This is a genomic window from Mesorhizobium sp. Cs1299R1N1 (genome assembly GCF_037179655.1).
Lineage (GTDB): Bacteria > Pseudomonadota > Alphaproteobacteria > Rhizobiales > Rhizobiaceae > Mesorhizobium > Mesorhizobium salmacidum.
The window spans coordinates 92,951-110,980 of the sequence record NZ_JAPYKR010000014.1 but is presented as its reverse complement, the minus strand read 5'-3'; the positions used below and the strand labels follow the sequence as shown (position 1 = coordinate 110,980).

15 protein-coding genes and 1 tRNA gene are annotated in these 18,030 nt (G+C 63.0%); 4 read left to right on the top strand and 12 right to left on the bottom strand.

The genetic code is table 11. The annotated features are described in order from the left end of the window. The first annotated feature begins 252 nt into the window (after positions 1-252). On the top strand, positions 253-1,500 hold the full coding sequence (locus O7A70_RS27060) for an ROK family protein (RefSeq protein ID WP_337143084.1): 1,248 nt from the start codon (positions 253-255) through the stop codon (positions 1,498-1,500). A gap of 2 nt (positions 1,501-1,502) precedes the next feature. Here the strand turns inward: O7A70_RS27060 and phoB are convergent, their stop codons facing one another. From phoB to O7A70_RS27020, 8 genes are all read right to left on the bottom strand, one after another. Further along, positions 1,503-2,192 (bottom strand): phosphate regulon transcriptional regulator PhoB, encoded by a 690-nt coding sequence (gene phoB / locus O7A70_RS27055; RefSeq protein WP_010911896.1) that lies wholly within the window; start codon positions 2,190-2,192, stop codon positions 1,503-1,505. A 19-nt stretch (positions 2,193-2,211) separates the two neighbouring features. Then, entirely contained in the window at positions 2,212-2,919 is a 708-nt protein-coding gene (phoU, locus tag O7A70_RS27050) for a phosphate signaling complex protein PhoU (protein ID WP_337105762.1), read from the bottom strand. A gap of 25 nt (positions 2,920-2,944) precedes the next feature. Then, the gene (gene pstB / locus O7A70_RS27045; protein ID WP_337143083.1) at positions 2,945-3,748 is read right to left on the bottom strand and encodes a phosphate ABC transporter ATP-binding protein PstB; all 804 of its coding nucleotides are present in this window, start codon (positions 3,746-3,748) and stop codon (positions 2,945-2,947) included. Next, complete coding sequence (pstA, locus tag O7A70_RS27040; RefSeq protein WP_337129490.1) at positions 3,745-4,596, bottom strand: phosphate ABC transporter permease PstA; 852 nt, start codon at positions 4,594-4,596, stop codon at positions 3,745-3,747. Before pstA ends, pstB begins: the two co-directional genes overlap by 4 nt. A 3-nt stretch (positions 4,597-4,599) precedes the next feature. Beyond that, positions 4,600-5,583, bottom strand: a complete 984-nt coding sequence (gene pstC / locus O7A70_RS27035) for a phosphate ABC transporter permease subunit PstC (RefSeq protein WP_337143082.1) — start codon at positions 5,581-5,583, stop codon at positions 4,600-4,602. A gap of 66 nt (positions 5,584-5,649) precedes the next feature. After that, positions 5,650-6,705, bottom strand: coding sequence for a phosphate ABC transporter substrate-binding protein PstS (gene pstS / locus O7A70_RS27030; RefSeq protein WP_337143081.1), 1,056 nt, complete (start codon positions 6,703-6,705; stop codon positions 5,650-5,652). A 538-nt stretch (positions 6,706-7,243) separates the two neighbouring features. Continuing rightward, the gene (locus O7A70_RS27025; protein ID WP_337143080.1) at positions 7,244-11,794 is read right to left on the bottom strand and encodes a PAS domain-containing protein; all 4,551 of its coding nucleotides are present in this window, start codon (positions 11,792-11,794) and stop codon (positions 7,244-7,246) included. A 630-nt stretch (positions 11,795-12,424) separates the two neighbouring features. Further along, positions 12,425-13,345: a DUF2865 domain-containing protein gene (locus tag O7A70_RS27020; RefSeq protein ID WP_337143079.1), complete on the bottom strand. Its 921-nt coding sequence runs from the start codon at positions 13,343-13,345 to the stop codon at positions 12,425-12,427. Positions 13,346-13,662: 317 nt separating this feature from the next. On the opposite strand from O7A70_RS27020, the gene O7A70_RS27015 reads away from it, so the two are divergent. Next, the gene (locus tag O7A70_RS27015; RefSeq protein WP_337143078.1) at positions 13,663-13,878 is read left to right on the top strand and encodes a hypothetical protein; all 216 of its coding nucleotides are present in this window, start codon (positions 13,663-13,665) and stop codon (positions 13,876-13,878) included. Between the two features lie 89 nt (positions 13,879-13,967). Here the strand turns inward: O7A70_RS27015 and O7A70_RS27010 are convergent, their stop codons facing one another. From O7A70_RS27010 to O7A70_RS26995, 4 genes are all read right to left on the bottom strand, one after another. Then, complete coding sequence (locus tag O7A70_RS27010) at positions 13,968-14,336, bottom strand: cell envelope integrity protein TolA (protein WP_337143077.1); 369 nt, start codon at positions 14,334-14,336, stop codon at positions 13,968-13,970. Between the two features lie 526 nt (positions 14,337-14,862). Then, positions 14,863-14,937: transfer RNA gene (locus tag O7A70_RS27005), tRNA-Glu, on the bottom strand. Between the two features lie 90 nt (positions 14,938-15,027). After that, complete coding sequence (locus O7A70_RS27000; RefSeq protein ID WP_337143076.1) at positions 15,028-15,435, bottom strand: VOC family protein; 408 nt, start codon at positions 15,433-15,435, stop codon at positions 15,028-15,030. Positions 15,436-15,471: 36 nt separating this feature from the next. Beyond that, entirely contained in the window at positions 15,472-15,855 is a 384-nt protein-coding gene (locus tag O7A70_RS26995; protein WP_337129484.1) for a fimbrial protein, read from the bottom strand. Positions 15,856-15,881: 26 nt separating this feature from the next. Here O7A70_RS26995 and O7A70_RS26990 point away from each other — a divergent pair, with 26 nt between their 5' ends. Together O7A70_RS26990 and rpoH are read left to right on the top strand one after the other, a co-directional pair. After that, positions 15,882-16,922, top strand: a complete 1,041-nt coding sequence (locus O7A70_RS26990) for an RluA family pseudouridine synthase (RefSeq protein ID WP_337143075.1) — start codon at positions 15,882-15,884, stop codon at positions 16,920-16,922. 190 nt (positions 16,923-17,112) lie between these two features. Next, the gene (rpoH, locus tag O7A70_RS26985) at positions 17,113-18,024 is read left to right on the top strand and encodes an RNA polymerase sigma factor RpoH (RefSeq protein WP_015315375.1); all 912 of its coding nucleotides are present in this window, start codon (positions 17,113-17,115) and stop codon (positions 18,022-18,024) included. Positions 18,025-18,030 lie beyond the last annotated feature (6 nt).

Sequence of the window (18,030 nt, the reverse complement as noted above, 5' to 3'; positions counted from 1 at the left end):
CGTATGGCGCGACCAAACTGGCCCGAAGGCCGGCACAAAGGCCCTATTTTTTCGAGCCTCGAAAAAACACTGATCCATCGTCGGAACACTGTCAACATCGATTCTGATGGATTTTGAGGTGCCGGGAACCTTTTTTCGAGTCCCGCAATAAATAAATGACAGCTCCTGCCGCTTCTGCCAGTATTCGATCCGTTGCCGGAGATGTTCGAGGGGGGTGTCAAGAACCGCGGCGACGGGGAGGATGTGGGAAGCATGTCGGTCGGAATCCGCCACGACGATCTGCGCCGGCGCAACCGCGCCATGGTGATTGCAGCCGTGCGTCAGGGTGGTCAGCCCTCGCGCACCGAGATCGCCGCCACCACCGGCCTCAGCCACTCGACCATATCGGCGATATCAGCCGACCTGATCGACGAGGGTATCCTGACCGAAGGCAAGCCGAACGAGGCCGGTTTACTGAAACGCGGCCGGCCGCAGGTTGGCCTTGGCCTCAACCCCGAGGCGGCGGCTGTGATGACCGTGGTGCTGTCGCTGAATTTCCTGTCCGTCGCCGTCATCGATTATTCCGGCCAGGTGGTCGCCGAGGAACAGCGCCGGCTGGACACGCTGACCATGTCGCGCGAGGCGCTGATCGGCGAATGCACGGCAATAGTGCGGCGGCGCCTCGAGGACCCCGATCTCGACGTCCGTAGTATTGCCCGCATCGCACTGGCGATCCAGGGCATCACCGACACCGAGGCGCGTGCGATGCTGTGGTCGCCGATCACGCCGCAGACGGACATTCCCTTCGCCGACATACTTGAAGCCGAGTTCGGCATCCCCGCCACCATGGAGAACGACTGCAACATGATGGCGGTGGCGCTGCGCTGGCGCGACCCCGAACGCTACCGCGACGACTTCATCGCCATCCTGCTCTCGCACGGCATCGGCATGGGCCTGGTGCTGAAGGGCGAGTTGTTCACCGGGACGCATTCATCGGGAGGCGAGTTCGGCCACATGATCCATCGCCCGGGAGGCGCACTCTGCCGCTGCGGGCGGCGCGGCTGCGTCGAGGCCTATGCCGGCAACTACGCCATCTGGCGCAACGCCAGGCAGCTTGGCGAGGACGCCGAACCGGTCGCGGATGTCAGCGATGCGCAGATGCGGGCACTCGCCGCGACGGCAAGGGAGAAAGACGGACCGGAGCGCGAAGCCTATCGCAAGGCCGGCGAGGCGCTGGGCTATGGGCTGGGCAGCCTGTTCGCGCTGATCGATCCCGCACCCGTCGCCATGGTCGGCGTCAGCGCCGCCGCCTTCGACCTGATCGAGCCGGCCTTGCGCGAGGCCATCGCCCAGACCGCCGGCGGCCAGCATTCGGAATCGATTTCCTTCGACACCGAGCCGAACGAGCTGCCGCTCATCCGCGAAGGTTGCGCCATGCGCGCATTGACCTTCGTGGACCAGGAGATTTTCGCGCCGGGCGTGCTGGCGAGGCCCGGCGTTCCGGGCAAGAATGTAGCCTGATTTCAGTCTTCCCTGATCGCGTAGCCCGCGCCGCGAATGGTGCGGATCACGTCCGGCATGCGGCCGTTGTTGACCGCCTTGCGCAGCCGGCCGACATGCACGTCCACGGTGCGTTCATCGATATAGATCGTCTCGCCCCAGACGTTGTCGAGCAGCTGGCTGCGCGAGAACACGCGGCCGGGATGACGCATCATGAATTCGAGCAGGCGGAACTCGGTCGGTCCGAGCCGGATCTCGCTCTTCTTGCGATAGACCCGGTGCGATTCCCGGTCGAGCACGATGTCGCCGACCTTGAGCACGCTGGACAGCACTTCCGGCTTGGCGCGGCGCAGCAGCGCCTTGACCCGGGCCATGAATTCCGGCGTCGAGAATGGCTTGACCAGATAGTCGTCGGCGCCGGTCGAGAGGCCGCGCACGCGGTCGCTCTCCTCGCCGCGCGCCGTCAGCATGATGATCGGCAGCCTCTCGGTCTCGGGCCGCATTCGCAGGCGCCGACAGAGTTCGATGCCGGAAACCGCCGGCACCATCCAGTCGAGCACCAGGAGGTCGGGCACGTTCTCCTGGAGGCGGATCTCGGCTTCGTCGCCGCGTGTCACCACCTCGACCTGGTAGCCTTCCGATTCCAGATTGTAGCGGAGGAGCACGCCGAGCGGCTCCTCGTCCTCCACCACCATGATGCGTGGCGCGATCATCGATTGATCATCCCTGCCGTCAAGCCGCTGGCACCGACATCGCCGTCTCGTCCTGCTTCGGACGGTTGGCGGGCAGTTGCGTGCCGGTCAGCACATAATATGCATTCTCGGCAATGTTGGTCACGTGGTCGCCGATGCGTTCGAGATTCTTGGCGCAGAACAAAAGATGCGTGCAAGCCGTGATGTTGCGCGGATCCTCCATCATGTAGGTCAGGAGTTCGCGGAACACCGATGTGTATTTGACATCGATGCGTTCGTCGTCATTCCTGAGCTTGGCGAGCGCGGCGGCATCGCCGGCCGCGTATTCCTCGACCACGCCCTGCACCTGGATCAGCACCAGCTGCGCCATGGAGTCGATCGAATGCGACAGGTCGCGCGGCGTGGCGGAGAGGCCGACGGAGCCGACGCGCTTGGCAATGTTCTTGGCAAGGTCGCCGATGCGCTCGAGATCGCCTGCCATCCGGATCGAGCCGACGACATGACGCAGATCGTCGGCCATCGGCTGGCGCTTGGCGATCAGGGTGATGGCGCGGTCGTCGAGTTCGCGCTGGCGCGCGTCCATGATGGCGTCGTCGGAGACGACCCGCTGTGCCAGCGCGTTATCGGAATTCAGCAGCGCCTTGGTGGCGCCGCCGACCATCGTGCCGGCGAGATCGCCCATGTCGCTGATCAGCCTGCTGATCTGTCCGAGATCCTCGTCGAAGGCTGCGACTGTATGTTCGGCCATGATCCTGGTCCTCGTATGCGTGATATCAGCCGAAGCGGCCGGTGATGTAGTCCTGCGTGCGCTTCTCGCGAGGCGACGTGAAGATCTTCTCGGTCTTGTCGAATTCGACCAGTTCGCCCAGATACATGAAAGCCGTCTGGCGTGACACGCGCGCCGCCTGCTGCATATTGTGGGTGACGATGACGATCGTGTAGTCGGCCTGCAACTCGTCGATCAGTTCCTCGATCTTGGCGGTCGACAGCGGATCGAGCGCCGAGGCCGGCTCGTCGAGCAGGATGACCTCCGGCTTCACCGCCACGGTGCGGGCGATGCAAAGACGCTGCTGCTGGCCGCCCGACAGGCTGAGACCGCTGGCGTTCAGCTTGTCCTTGACCTCGGTCCACAATGCGGCGCGCTTCAGCGCCTGCTCGACACGGCCGTCCATCTCGGCCTTGCTGATCTTCTCATAGAGCCTGACGCCGAAAGCGATGTTCTCATAGATCGACATCGGGAACGGCGTCGGCTTCTGGAACACCATGCCGATCTTGGTCCGCAGCAGGTTGAGATCCTGCGAACGATCGAGAACGTTCTGGCCGTCGAGCAGCACCTGGCCCTCGGCGGTCTGCTTGGGGTAGAGTTCGTAGATGCGGTTGAAGACGCGCAGCAGCGTCGACTTTCCGCAACCCGACGGACCGATGAAGGCCGTCACGCTGCGCTCGGGCAGCGACAACGTGATGTCCTTCAGCGCCTTCGACTGGCCGTAGTAGAAATTGAGGTTCTTGACCTCGATCTTCGCCTTGGCGGCTGCCTCGGCGGCAATCGTCATGTCTGGAGACAACATCTGGCTCATTTGTCCTCTCTGCGTCCGGTCAGGCTGCGCGCAAAGATGCTGAGCGCGAGAACCGTCAATGTGATTATGAGTGCGCCGGTCCAGGCCAGCTGCTGCCATTCCTCATAGGGGCTGAGAGCGAACTGGAAGATGGTGACCGGCAGGCTGGCCATCGGCGCGTTGAGATTGCTCGACCAGAACTGGTTGTTGAGCGCGGTGAAGAGCAGCGGCGCCGTCTCGCCGGAGATACGGGCGATCGACAGCAATATGCCGGTGACGATGCCGGAAAGTGCTGCACGGTAAGCCACTGATTTGATGACCACCCAGCGCGGCGCGCCGATCGCGGTTCCGGCTTCGCGCAAGGCGTTCGGCACCAGGTTGAGCATGTCCTCGGTAGTGCGCACGACCACGGGGATGACCAGGATGGCCAGCGCGACGGCGCCGGCGATCGCCGAGAAATGCCCCATCGGCCGCACCATCAATTCGTAGACGAACAGGCCGATGATGATCGACGGCGCCGACAGCAGGATGTCGTTGATGAAGCGCACCACGGTGGTGAGTTTCGAGAAGCGGCCATATTCGGCCATATAGGTGCCGGCCAGAACACCGATTGGCGTGCCGACGATAACGGCGATGACGGTCATCACCACGCTGCCATAGATAGCGTTCAGCAGGCCGCCGGCATCGCCGGGGGGCGGCGTCATCTGCGTGAACACATCAAGGGAGAGCCCGGCTGCGCCTTTGTAGACCAGAGCGCCGAGGATCAGTGCCAGCCAGGCAAGCCCGATGCCCGCGGCGGCGACGCACAGCGTCATCATCACCGAGTTTCTGGTCTTGCGGCGGCTGTGAAGCGACGAGGCTGTCGACATCGGTCAGGCTCCGGTGCGGGCGTCGATGCGCATCAGCATGTAACGTGCGATGGCAAGGATGAGGAAGGTGATGACGAACAGGATCAAGCCGAGCGCCACCAGCGAGGACGTGTAGAGGTCGCCGACGGCTTCGGTGAATTCATTGGCGATGGTCGCGGAGATTGTCGTTGCCGGCGCGAACAGCGAGGTCGAGATGCGGTGCGCATTACCGATCACGAAGGTCACCGCCATGGTTTCGCCGAGCGCGCGGCCAAGGCCAAGCATGACGCCGCCCATGATGCCGATGCGGGTGTAAGGGATGACGACGCGACGTGTCACTTCCCAGGTCGTGCAGCCAATGCCGTAGGCGGACTCCTTCAGCACCGGCGGCACCGTGTCGAACACGTCCTTGGTGATCGAGGTGATGAAGGGCAGCACCATGATGGCGAGGATCAGCGACGAGGTCAGCAGGCCGATGCCGTAGGGCGGACCGGCAAACAGGCTGCCAAGGCCGGGAATGCCATGGAAAACACTGATGATGAAGGGTTGCACAGTCGTCTGCAGGAACGGCGCCAGGACGAACAGGCCCCAGATGCCGTAGATGATCGAAGGAATGCCGGCCAGCAGTTCCACCGCCATGCCGATTGGGCGCCGAAGCGGGCGCGGGCAAAGCTCGGTGAGAAAAATGGCAATGCCGATGCCGAGCGGCACGGCGATCAGGATGGCGATGGCCGATGTGACAATGGTGCCATAGATAGGCGCCAGGGCGCCGAATTTCTCCGTCACCGGGTTCCAGCTCTCGCTGGTCAGAAACGAGAAGCCGAAGGTCGACAGTGCCTGCCAGGAACCGGCAAACAACGAGATGGCGACGCCGCCAAGCAGCACCAGCACGAGAATGGCGGCGGCGCGGGTCAGCCCATGGAAGATCGAATCTGTTAACGCGAAGCGTCTGACGATGACGTCGCGCGAGCCCTTAATGGCTGGCAAGGCTTCCTGGACAGCACTCATGTCAAGCTCGGCTCTTTGTGTTGAGAAAAAGGAGCGCCGCGTGAAGCGGCGCTCCTTAGGGTGATGTTACTCGCCAGCGAAGACCGGCTTGCCACCGGCCTGGATGTCGGCCTTCCACGAAGCCTTGATCAGGTCGACGACGCTGTCGGGGATCGACACGTAGTCGAGCGCCTTGGCGGTTTCCTTGCCGTCCTTATAGGCCCAGGCAAAGAACTTCAGCGCTTCGCCGGTGGCAGCGGCATCGTCCGGAGCCTTGTGGATCAGCACCCAGGTCGAGGCGGCGATCGGCCAGGTGGCGTCGCCGGGCTCGTTGGTGATGATGACGTTGAAGTTCTTCGCGCCCTTGAAGTCGGCATTCGAAGCGGCGGCGCCGAAGGATTCGAGCGACGGCTCGACAACCTTGCCGGCTGCATTCACCATCTTGGAGTAGGACAGCTTGTTCTGCTTGGCATAGGCATATTCGACGTAGCCGATGCCGCCGTCGGTCTGCTTGACGGTGTTGGCAACGCCTTCGCTGCCCTTGGCGCCGACGCCGGTCGGCCATTCGACGGCCGTGTCCGAACCAACCTTGTCCTTCCAGTCGGGCGACAGTTTCACCAGGTAGTCGGTGAAGTTGAAGGTCGTGCCCGAACCGTCCGAGCGATGCACGACCGCGATCGCGGTCGACGGCAGGGTGAGCGAGGGGTTCAGCGCCTTGATCGCGGCGTCGTCCCAGGTGGTGATGGCGCCGAGATAGATCTGGGCCAGCGTCTTGCCGTCGAGGACCAGTTCGCCCGGCTTGATGCCCGTGAGGTTGACGATCGGCACGATGCCGCCCATCACCATCGGGAACTGCACGAGGCCGTTCTTTTCGAGGTCTGCGTCGGACATCGGCTTGTCGGTGGCGCCGAAGGTCACGGTCTTGGCGATGACCTGCTTGATGCCGCCGCCGGAGCCGATCGACTGGTAGTTGAGGCCGATGCCGGTGTCCTTCTTGTAGGTGTCGGCCCATTTGGCGAACACCGGATAGATGAAGGTCGAGCCGGCGCCGGAAAGATCAGCTGCCATTGCTGCGGAAAGGGTGAGGGTGGACGCCGCAGCCATTGCAATCGCAACGGCCGCCGAGCGGATGAAATGTCTCATGTGGCCTGCTCCTGTTCGGAAGATGGTCTCTCGGCGCCACTTCTTTCCGGCGCCCGCTGAGGCCAATAGCCTTGGATTATAACAGTCGCATGACAGTTTCATGTCAGCCCGGTAACGCGTCGCCGGCACCGGGAAAAGCACCGGTGTCGGGCGCTTCGCGGCGCGGTCCGAGTTTACCGCCGGAATCAGGGGCTTGAGCCGTTCGACGGGTGAAAGCACCCGGAATTCGACGGGGGCTTTCCCAAGTGAAGAAAATCCGGACGGGAGCGCGTTGCTCGCAGCCAGAGCGTGTCATGGCCGGGCCATCGCCAAAAACAGGTCCGTTGGGGTAGAGTGACACTGTTTCTTGCAGGCGGTCGCTGCTCCCGCCCGTAACTGAGAAGAGCGGAATTCGATTTTGCTATTGTTCCGGCTGGACACCATCTTTGATATGGCGCGATCGCACCATAGTCACTGCACGCGGAGGTAGCGGCAAATCCCGTGCTGATTCCCTCGATTTGCCTCACTGGATCCTAAATCCAGGCGACGCGGGCGGGCGCTATCCCGCGTTGCGATGGACCTGACGGCCGGCGCCGACCCAACGCTCGACCTTCTCGAGCAGGGCCTTGGGGCTGATCGGCTTGGGCAGATAGTCGTCCATGCCCGCCTCCAGGCAGCGTTCGCGGTCCCCCTTGAGCGCATGCGCGGTGACGCCGACGATCGGCACATGCGTACCGGTTTCCTGCTCCAGCAGGCGGATCGCGGCCGTCGCTTCGAGACCGCTCATCTCCGGCATCGAGACATCCATCAGGATCATGCACGGATTGAGCGTGCCGAAGGCGTCGAGTGCCTTGCGGCCATTGCCGACGATCTCGAAACCGTAGCCGGTCTCGCCGAGGATCTGGGTGAAGACCATCTGGTTCACCTCATTGTCCTCGGCCACGAGGATATCCAGCCTGTGCCCGCCCCCGGTGGCAGGCAGCCTGGGACGAACCGGCGGCGGCTGCAGCTGCGCGCGCTGCTCGGAAGGCGCCAGGGGCGACCGCGGGGTAATCTCGAGCGCCTCGCCCGCTGGCGGCTGAACGGCCTGGTCGTTGGTGGCGTGGCGATGGCGCTGGATGGTCGCGACCAGGGTCTCCAGGAGTACCGAGGAGCGTGCTGGCTTGATCAACTGCGCGTCGATGCCGAGATCGCGGTAGCTGGTGTTGGCAAGCGACTGGTCGACCGAGGTCAGCATGATGATCGGCGTGTCCGCGAGGCCCTCGGTGTTGCGCACGATGCGCGCCATTTCGGCGCCGCTCATCTCAGGCATCTGATAGTCGAGCACGACACAATCCACCGCCACGCCATAGGCTGCCGCGGCGATCAGCACCTTGAGACCTTCCGCGCCGCTTTCGGCCGCGCAGGAATCGAACGTCCACGAGGTCATCTGCTCGGTCAGGATGGCGCGGTTGACGGCATTGTCGTCGACGATCAGCACGCGCGCGCCCGTCACGTCCACCGGCGTGATGCGCTGCCCGTTCTGCTGCCCGGCCCCCGGCAGCGTCACCGTGAACCAGAAGGTCGACCCCTTGCCTTCGGCGCTCTCGACGCCAATGTCGCCACCCATCAGGTCGACCAGCCGCGAGGTGATGGCAAGGCCAAGCCCGGTGCCCTCGTGGCGCCTTGTCGACGACGTGTCGACCTGGCTGAATTTCTCGAACACCAGTTTCAGTTTTTCCTCGGGGATGCCGATGCCGGTGTCGGTGACCGAAATCGTCAGCCTGGTTCCCGTCGGAACCCGTTCGCCGGTCACATCGACCAGCACATGGCCTTCTTCGGTGAACTTCACCGCATTGCCGAGCAGGTTGGTGACGATTTGCCGGATGCGGCCGACATCGCCGATGAACAGGCTCTCGAGCCGCGGCTCGATGCGCACGATGAGCTCGAGGTCCTTTTCCTTGGCCCGCGTAGACACCAGCGTCGCCACGTCCTCGATCGCCTCGGCGAGATTGAAGGGCGCCGGGTCGAGCACCAGCTGGCCGGCATCGATCTTGGAGAAATCCAGGATGTCGTTGATGATGGTCAACAGCGCATTGCCCGATTTGACGATGATGTCGGTGAATGTCTTCTGCTTCGGGTCGAGATTGGATTTGGCCAGCAGTTCAGCCATGCCCAGCACGCCATTCATCGGCGTGCGGATCTCGTGGCTCATATTGGCGAGGAATTCCGACTTGGCGCGGTCGGCGAGCACGGCGCGCTGACGCGCTTCGCTGAGCTCCGCCTCGCGCTGCTTCAGTTCCGTGATGTCGGTCGTCGAACCGATCAAATAGAGTGAACCGTCGGAGGCGATCATTGCGCCCTTGCGGGCGAACTGATGCCTGACGCTGCCGTCGGGAAGGCGCACCGTCTCCTCGATCTCCTGGGTCTCGCCGGTACGCAGCACGGCGAGATCGCTGGCCACGAAGGCCTCGCCATCAGGCCCGAAGATCTCGACGTCGGTGTTGCCGATCGCCTCCTGCTTGCTGAAGCCGGTGAGGTCGCACCAGCCCTTGTTGACATAGAACTGCCTGAGATCGGAGCGCTTGGCGTAGATCGACACCGGTACATTGTCGATCAGGCTGCGGAACACCTCGTTCTCGCGCATGCTCTCTTCCAGAGCTTGCTCGCGTGCCTTGACGTAGGTGATGTCGGTGCTGGAGCCGACCAGATGCACCGATCCGTCCGTGGCCACCAGGCGGCTCTTGCGCGTCACCAACTGCCGCACCGTTCCGTCACGATGGGTGACGGGCTCCTCGACCTCACGCACATTGCCGTTCGTCACGACATCGGTGTCGTCCTGGCTGAAGCCCTCTGCTTCCTCGCCGCTGAACAGCTGGCGGTCGGTCCGGCCGATGACATCGTCCTTGGCGAGACCGGTCAGCGCGCACCAGGCCTTGTTGACGAATTCGATGCTCAGGTCCTGCGCCTTGATGAAGGCGGCTACCGGCAACTCGTCCATGACATGCCGGAAGAGATCGATCTGGCGCATCGAGTGATGAAGCGCGGCCTCGCGGCTCTTCAGGTCGGTGATGTCGACGCGCACGCCGATGAAGGTGCCGTCTCCGGTGCGCATGTCGTAGACCTGGTACCAGCGTCCATCCCCATTGAGGCGCTCATAGGAGGAATTCGGCAGGCGGTAACGCGCCAGGATGCCATCAAGCCAGCGTTCGGAATCGACTTCGTAGAGGCTGTCGATCCCAGGATCGCCGCTCGACCGGAAATAGCCGACCGAATGGCCGAACTCCAGCGCTTCGCGGAACGTGCGGCCGGGCTGCCAGAACGGCTTCAGCGCCGGCAGCGAATCCTGCAGCCTGTGGTTGGCGAAGACGAACTTGTCGTCCCGGTCGTAGATGATAACGCCTGCCGGCAGCGATTCCAGCACGCTGGCGAGATGCTTGCGCGCATCTTCGGCTTCGGTCTCGCGCCGCTTCATGTCGGAGATATCGAAGAGAAAGCCGGCGACATAGTCGCGACCGCTTGCCATGCGGACGCGGTTCTTCCTGACGATGCGCGAACGGCTGGCGCCGTCGGCCTCGAAGCTTTCTTCCACTTCATATTGCCGCCCGCCAGCCAGCACCTCACGTTCGCTGCTTTCGAACAGCGCGACGTCGGCCGGCCCGAGGAAATCGCCTCCCGGCCTGCCAAGCATGGCTTGCGGCGCCTGCTTGAACAGCGCCGCGAAGGCCTCGTTGACGAAGACGAAGCGCAGATTGTCGTCCTTGACGAAGATCGGATCCTTGACGCCGTTGATCACGGCCTCCGCCAGCCGCGCCTTCTCCAGTGCTTCGGCAAGTTCAGCCTCGCGGTCCTTCATGTCGGTGATATCGACGTAGGAAATGAACCGCTTGCCGCCGGCCAGCGCCGCCATCGACGAGATCAGCGTCCGGCCGTCATTGCGCGGGAACTGCCGCGATCCGGCTGTGCCGGCTCTGATTTCAGCCTCGCGTTCGGCGACATGCCGCTGCCATGTCGCGTCGTCCGAACCATAGGGGTCTATGTCGCGGCTCGCGTCCATCAGATCGCGGAAGCTGCAGCCGATCTCGGCGCGCCGGGCGTCGATCTGCCAGAAATCGTAAAAGGCGCGGTTGATGACCTCGGCACGCATGTCGGCATCGAGGACGAGGACACCGATCGGCATCTGATCGACCATGGTGCGGAGATTGGCGAATGTCTCGGCGATCTTGGCGTTGGCATTCTCGATCTCCGCGTCACGACGCTTGACCTCGGTGACCTCATAGTAGGTCAGCAGCCGCTTGCCTCCCGACAGAGCCGTGACCGAGAACATCATGGTCCGCCCGTCGGTGTGGACAAACTCCCGAGGTGCGACGGTACCGCCCCTGATCTCCTCGATGCGAGTGGCGAGGTAGCGCTGCCATTGCTCTTCGTCGATGTCGCCATAGATGCCGTTGCGGCGGTTGAGTTCCATCAAAAGGCTGAACGGCGCTCCAACCGTCACGGCCCCATCCGGAATCCTGGAGAGGTCGCGATAGGCCTTGTTGACGATCAGCGTGTCGAGCCCGGCATCCAGAAGCACGACGCCCATATGCATGGCGTCCATCGTCCGCTCGAGATCGGCAAGATGCTGGACGGGCTCGCCGCCAGCCGGCGGCTCCATATCCTCGAAGGCGCTGGCCAGCGCGGTGACATTGCGGCCTATGCCGCGATAGCCGGCAAATTTTCCGTCACTGTCGAAACGCGGGAAACCTGACGTCAGCACCCAGCGGCAGTCGGGGCGGCCACCCTTCAGTTCGTAGACGAAGTCGCGGAACGGCCGGTGCGCCTGCAAGTCCTCCAGATGGGCTGCCGCGCTGCGGTTGCCCTTCCGGACCTGACTGAGAAAATCGAACCGGAACCGGCCAAGCACATCAGCCGGATCGATGCCCGTCGCAGCCTGATAGTCTTGAGAAAGCCAGGAAAAGCGAAGCTCCGCGTCGGTTTCCCAGGTCCAGTCCGAAGCCGCTTCGACGAGCTGGCGAAGCGCGCCGGCGCGATCCATGTCTACGCCGGACGATCCATCACCGCCATGCGCGGCTGCCTTGCCGGGCTCGCGCTTGCCGCGCGCGCCGATTGCTTCGTTCGATTCCGCCATGCTGTCCCCACCCCGAAAATCAAGGCCGAACCCTCCCTCCGCGGTTCGTCGGCGGAATGTGCCGCAGAAGCATTAACGATCCGCTAACCTTAACGGCGCAACCGGCCTGTTCCTGCTGCGTTATTCCGTCCGGTTGTGGCGCGCGGCAAGGCCGCGCTATAAGCATGCGCAGGGGTGTTGCTAATGTATGGACGAATAGGGCCTTTCTTGGTGGGCGTGGCGCTGCTTTTCGGCGGCGGCTGCTCGCGCAGCTATGACGGCACGGTCATCATCCCGCGGCCGCTCGACGCCAGGCGTATCTGGGACCGGCCTCCGCCCAATGTCGATTACCAGCCGCAGGTCGACAACGGCGCCTTTCCGGGGCCGCCACAACCCCCCGGACAGGTTTCCGAGCGCAAGGCCCTGAAACCTGCGCCGCACAGACGGCATCAGACCAGGGCGTCACCGCCGCCTTCCCCGTCATCGGACTCCGAAAAGCAATTGGCATGCAGGAACGTGAGCGCGCCCGGCCAAAGGGTTCGCATGGTCTGCGAATAGAAGTTCGGCGTTTGACAGTGTCGCCAGACCGCTCCCGCGAACAATGTCCTATAGCGACGCCGCGCCCTTCCTCGGTTGCTTGGCCCCAGCCTGTCATTCAGCCGGGAAGAAGGCGGGACCGACCACACGCACGGTGCGCTTGCCGGGCTCGATCGACTGGAGCTGAGCGGCACCCGGAGCCTCGATGTCGGTTTCTGGAATTGCCGCGACGCTGCCGAAGTCCGGCTTTGCCTGAGGCAACGGGATGATTGCATTGGTCATGTTCGTGGGCGTCACCGTCCTAGCCCTCAGTTCGGCAACCCGCTGATAATAACGCTTGACGTCGCAGGCCTTGAAATTGGCATCGTCACGATACCGGAAAGCGGCCGGCAACTCGGTGTACGGTTTGCGCGTGTCGAGCGCCACCATGCTGTCGGTTTCCTGGCTGATATCGCTCAGCGTGTAGAGATCGACCGCCGGATCATCGCAGATGTAACGGCATTGATCGGCCATTTCCTTGAGATCGCGGTTGCCGGCGAATTGCGACTTTGGCGCGGGGAAGAAATACCCATCCGAAAGGCGTACGCAAAACAGCATCGCATTGCCGCCGGTCGTGGCCCCGGCCGCTGCCGTCGTGGATTTCGCCTTCGGCGCCGGGCGCTCCTGCTTTACCCCCGATGAACAGCTGAGCGCCGCGAACCGCGCCTGCAGACCCGAATTGTCACGGCCGGAATTGGACGCAGCCGCGATCTGGCGCTGCACCTCCGTCCGGTTTCGAGCGAGGTCGGCACAAGCGTTGAAGAAGCCGCCCGCGGCACTTTGCGCGGTGCACTTGCGCTGCCTCTCCAGGCCCTGGACCGCCGCGAGCTGGCGACGAAGCTGAGCCAGTGCCGGGCTCACGCCTCCGCCGCGGGCAGCGGACAGCAATTGACTTTTGATCGCACCACAACTGTCCGCGTAGGAAGATGTCGTGCCGGACGCAAACGCAGCGACCGTTGCCAGCGCGATCATCATGGAAAGACAGAAACGGGTCATCTGAACGCCATGATCCTTGTTGCCGATAGTCCGGAACTACGCTCTTTCGACTTGGGCAAACTTTCACTAAATGAGCTATACCTAATATTTTAAGACTTCTGACCTGAACAGACCTTCATCTAGTGTAGTATAATCCTGCATGTAAATTCCATATTACATTTTTATTTCAAGATTGAGACGAACCGGGAAGCAACGGAGACAGATCCGCGGCTGTCGGCAGGCCGATGCGTCGAGCCATGCGATCAATCGGGCGTTACCGGTCTCTGCCTTGAAACCTTTGCTCGTGCTGCTGCGTTGAGGGGCGAAGGAGAACGCAGATGTCGATCCACTTCACGGTGTCGGAACTGACAAGAAACCTTCTTCACTCTCTCGGGCGGGATCACGAGCGTGGCCCACGGCCGCTCAACCCCGAGCAAAACCTGTTGCTCGAGTGCTATCTGGCCGGGCAGATTCCTGAATCGGCCTGGAGCGACTATGTCTTTGAAACACCGGATCTGGCACGGCATGCCGAAGTACGGCGCCTGAGCCGTTGATTTGGGGAAAGACGCCCGACGCAGCTCTCCGATTCAGACGAACCAGCCACGCTGATGCCCACCCCATGGCAGATTTTTTAGGCGCGCCGCTACTGCTTGGGCGAAACGAATTGCAGCGTGAACACGTTGCCGGCAATTCCTCGTGACAGCTCCGGCGATAAACTCAGCGGCGTGCAATTCTTCACCGCCGTTATTGCCGCCTCGATGAACGACTGACGCGCCTTGTCGTCGCCGGCCACCTTGACGGCGGTTGGTCGCGGCACGCCGATCAGAGTACCGTCGCGCTTGAAACTGAAGCTCAGGGTTACAGTCGAATTCCCGGCGTCGGCGGGCGGCGTCCAGCACGACTGGATCGCGGCCCCGACATCGTCCATGGTGTTGAGCGTTGCGGCAACCGATGCGCATACGACACCTGTCGATATCACGCCCGCAATCACCAGCTTTGCAACGCCTTTCATCGCATGCCTCATCGTCACGACCAGCCGGCAATCCGCGTCGGACTGCCGGAATCGATGGTAGGGCCGATACGGGCAATGGCAATATCCCTCGCCAAAAAGTTGTTCGGAGAGAGCCGACTGCGAAGCCGCCCGGGCGACTGACCGAGACCGATGCGAGCCAATGCCGAAAACAAAAAGGCCGGCACTGAGCCGACCTTTCCTTTCCGCCTCGACAGTTGCGCCAGTACATCCGTGGTCGCGGGCCGAAAGCGAATTGTCTCCAGTAGACAGGCTATTGGTAAACCAAACCTTAACGTGCCTGCCGTCCCACGCACCAAGTCAGGATTCGATAGCCGTGAAGGCCATCATCTTGCGGTAGGATGGCCCAGGCGACCGCCCTGAACTCGGCTTCCGGCAGGTGGATTCGGGCATGGGAACTGCCGGTTTTTCACGGGGCATCGTGCACTCTTTCGAGGCATGCCGAGCCCATGCAGGTGCTGGTCCGAACTTGTTGGATTGTCTGGAGGGCAACGACCGGGCCGCTGCTTGGTACGCCCAAGGGGAATCGAACCCCTGTTCCCGCCGTGAGAGGGCGGTGTCCTGACCGCTAGACGATGGGCGCGTTCAAGAAGGGGCGATATAGGCTGGCGGCTGGGAAAAAGCAACTGGGGTTCGGCGGCTTTGCAGCATCGAACGAAAAACCGCCCACAAGCTAGCGTTTCGGCTCGATCAGGTCCCAGAGATTGCCGTTGAGATCGGCGAAAACGGCCACGGTGCCGTAGGGCTCGAAGCGCGGCGCCTCGCGGAATTCGACGCCCTTGTCCAGCATGGCGGCGTGATCGCGGGCAAAATCGTCGGTTTCGAGGAACAGGAAGACCCGGCCGCCGGTCTGGTTGCCGATGCTTTTCCTCTGCGCCTCGTCGGACGCCTCGGCAAGCAGCAGCCTGGCACCCTGTCCGTTGGCCGGCGCGACGGTCACCCAGCGCTTGCCGCCGCCGAGATCGACATCCTCGGTCAGGGTAAAACCCAGCCGCTCGACATACCGGGCGATCGCCTCGTCATAATCGGCGACGACCAGCGCCACGGTCGCGACACGGCGATGTTCGGCAAACCCGGTCATGTCCGCCGCAAACTTGTTTGCTGCATTGCCGCCTGCCTATTTGTTGCGGATTGCAAAACGGCCGATCAGGCGGCGCTCGGAGATATCATAGACGAAGATCGCACGGCTGCCGTCGGCAAGCTCGGCGTCGATGGAAAGGCGGCTGCCCGACAGTGACTGACCGACCACCCGGGAGCCTACCGGCAGCACGATGTCCCCGCTGAGCGGTTCGCCGGCGGGCACCTGGACGTCGCCGGCCAGCGGCGGGCTCACCGGCGTTGCCTTGCGTGATTTGTAGACAATCGCCGCGATCACCACCATAAGAGCCAGAAGGAGCAGGCCGAGATTGATGGCCATGAAGCGGATGAGCCTGCCGCGCAGCTTGTCGACCGCGGGGTCAAGCGGCTTTTCCTGCTCTTCATCGGCATCGGGCCGGGCCATGGCAAATATTCCGGAATGGTTTTTCGATGAGCGCTCATAGCGAAGAGGCCCCTGAATTGATAGAGGCCGCGCCCACCTTGCTGGTCGCCGGCGCGGATGCGGCCGGCCAACGCCTCGACCAGTGGCTGGCGGCAGCGCTTGGCCCGGACATGTCACGCAGTCGCGTGCAGATGCTGATCAGGCAAGGCGGCGTCGTCATCGACGGCAAGCCGGTCAACGAAACCAAGCGCAAGATGAGCGCTGGAGAAAATGTGTCGGTCGCCATGCCGGAACCGGAACCGGCGCTGCCGCAGGGCGAGAACATCGCGCTCGACGTGCTCTACGAAGACAACGAGTTGATCGTCATCAACAAGCCGGCGGGGCTTGTCGTACACCCCGGCGCCGGCAACTGGACCGGCACGCTGGTCAATGCGCTCATCCACCATTGCGGCGACAGCCTGTCGGGCATTGGCGGGGTGCGTCGCCCGGGCATCGTCCACCGCCTCGACAAGGAGACCAGCGGCGTCATGGTGGTCGCCAAGACCGACCGCGCCCACAAGTCGCTATCGGAAGCCTTCGCCGACCACGGCCTGACCGGCGACCTCGAACGCGCCTACCTGGCTTTGGTCTGGGGCACACCGCAAAGGCCGACCGGCACGATCGATGCGCCGCTTGGCCGCGCCGCCGACCGGGTGCGCCGCGCCGTCGTGCCGGAAGGCCGCGACGACGCGCGCCACGCCGTCACCCGCTTTGCCGTGCAAGAGCGCTTCGGCGAGGGCCAGCGGGAATTCGCCACCGCGAGCCTCGTGGAATGCCGGCTGGAAACCGGCCGCACCCACCAGATCCGCGTCCACATGGCCCATATCGGCCATCCCGTTATCGGCGATCCCGATTACGGCTTGGCATTCCGCACCAAGGCCAATCGGCTGCCGGAGCCCCTGAAAACTCAGGTCAAGACATTTTCCCGGCAAGCTTTGCATGCCTGGCTCCTTGCATTTCGGCACCCCACTACCCATCTAACGATGAGGTTCGAGGCGCCGATACCGGAGGATATGGAGGAACTCGTCGACGGCTTCCGCAAACTCTGAACCAACCATCAAAAAACCTGACTGTCATTGTTCACTTCAGCGTGACACACTGTTTCGTGTTGAACAAATGCCTGTCTTTTCTGGTTTTGTTCCTGTATAAGATCTGATGTCGCGGGCGAGCCTTTTGGTGCTCGCGTCACATGCCCGCCGCGTTTCGGGGGCATTACTCCAATAGAGAGGGGGCGCTATCATGGCCCAGTCATTACCCAGTATCGTTTCCGGCGAAGGCGGCCTCAGCCGCTATCTGGAAGAAATCCGCCGCTTTCCCATGCTTCAGCCGCAGGAAGAGTACATGCTCGCCAAGCGTTATGCCGAGCATGAAGACACCACGGCCGCGCATAAGCTCGTCACCAGCCATTTGAGGCTCGTCGCCAAGATCGCCATGGGCTATCGCGGCTACGGCTTGCCGATCGGCGAGGTGATCTCGGAAGGCAATGTCGGCCTGATGCAGGCCGTCAAGAAATTCGAACCCGAGCGCGGTTTCCGCCTCGCGACCTACGCCATGTGGTGGATCAAGGCCTCGATCCAGGAATACATCCTGCGCTCGTGGAGCCTGGTCAAGATGGGCACGACCGCCAACCAGAAGCGCCTGTTCTTCAATCTCCGCAAGGTGAAGGGCAAGATTCAGGCGCTGGACGACGGCGATCTCAAGCCCGACCAGATCGCCGAAATCGCCACGCGGCTGAACGTTTCCGAGGCCGAAGTGGTGTCGATGAACCGCCGCCTGTCCGGCGACGCGTCGCTCAACGCGCCGATCCGGGCGACGGAAGGCGAGTCCGGCGAATGGCAGGACTGGCTGGTCGACGACCACGAAAGCCAGGAAGAGATGCTGATCGAGCAGGACGAACTGGAAAACCGGCGCGGCATGCTGTCGGGCGCTCTGGCCGTGCTTAACGATCGCGAGCGGCGCATCTTCGAGGCGCGTCGCCTCGCCGAGGAGCCGCTCACCCTGGAAGAGCTTTCGGCCGAGTTCGACATCAGCCGCGAGCGCGTGCGCCAGATCGAGGTGCGCGCCTTCGAGAAGGTGCAGGATGCCGTCAAGGCCGCCGCCAAGCGCCAGATGCAGGCGCTGCGCACCATCGAGGCACAGCCGGCGGCTTAAAGCCGG

What these genes read in the sequence shown, in the direction of transcription:
- O7A70_RS27060 (WP_337143084.1), top strand. Translation starts at nt 253, where the DNA reads ATGTCGGTCGGAATCCGCCACGACGATCTGCGCCGGCGCAACCGCGCC.
- phoB (WP_010911896.1), bottom strand. Translation starts at nt 2,192, where the DNA reads ATGATCGCGCCACGCATCATGGTGGTGGAGGACGAGGAGCCGCTCGGC.
- phoU (WP_337105762.1), bottom strand. Translation starts at nt 2,919, where the DNA reads ATGGCCGAACATACAGTCGCAGCCTTCGACGAGGATCTCGGACAGATC.
- pstB (WP_337143083.1), bottom strand. Translation starts at nt 3,748, where the DNA reads ATGAGCCAGATGTTGTCTCCAGACATGACGATTGCCGCCGAGGCAGCC.
- pstA (WP_337129490.1), bottom strand. Translation starts at nt 4,596, where the DNA reads ATGTCGACAGCCTCGTCGCTTCACAGCCGCCGCAAGACCAGAAACTCG.
- pstC (WP_337143082.1), bottom strand. Translation starts at nt 5,583, where the DNA reads ATGAGTGCTGTCCAGGAAGCCTTGCCAGCCATTAAGGGCTCGCGCGAC.
- pstS (WP_337143081.1), bottom strand. Translation starts at nt 6,705, where the DNA reads ATGAGACATTTCATCCGCTCGGCGGCCGTTGCGATTGCAATGGCTGCG.
- O7A70_RS27025 (WP_337143080.1), bottom strand. Translation starts at nt 11,794, where the DNA reads ATGGCGGAATCGAACGAAGCAATCGGCGCGCGCGGCAAGCGCGAGCCC.
- O7A70_RS27020 (WP_337143079.1), bottom strand. Translation starts at nt 13,345, where the DNA reads ATGACCCGTTTCTGTCTTTCCATGATGATCGCGCTGGCAACGGTCGCT.
- O7A70_RS27015 (WP_337143078.1), top strand. Translation starts at nt 13,663, where the DNA reads ATGTCGATCCACTTCACGGTGTCGGAACTGACAAGAAACCTTCTTCAC.
- O7A70_RS27010 (WP_337143077.1), bottom strand. Translation starts at nt 14,336, where the DNA reads ATGAAAGGCGTTGCAAAGCTGGTGATTGCGGGCGTGATATCGACAGGT.
- O7A70_RS27000 (WP_337143076.1), bottom strand. Translation starts at nt 15,435, where the DNA reads ATGACCGGGTTTGCCGAACATCGCCGTGTCGCGACCGTGGCGCTGGTC.
- O7A70_RS26995 (WP_337129484.1), bottom strand. Translation starts at nt 15,855, where the DNA reads ATGGCCCGGCCCGATGCCGATGAAGAGCAGGAAAAGCCGCTTGACCCC.
- O7A70_RS26990 (WP_337143075.1), top strand. Translation starts at nt 15,882, where the DNA reads ATGAGCGCTCATAGCGAAGAGGCCCCTGAATTGATAGAGGCCGCGCCC.
- rpoH (WP_015315375.1), top strand. Translation starts at nt 17,113, where the DNA reads ATGGCCCAGTCATTACCCAGTATCGTTTCCGGCGAAGGCGGCCTCAGC.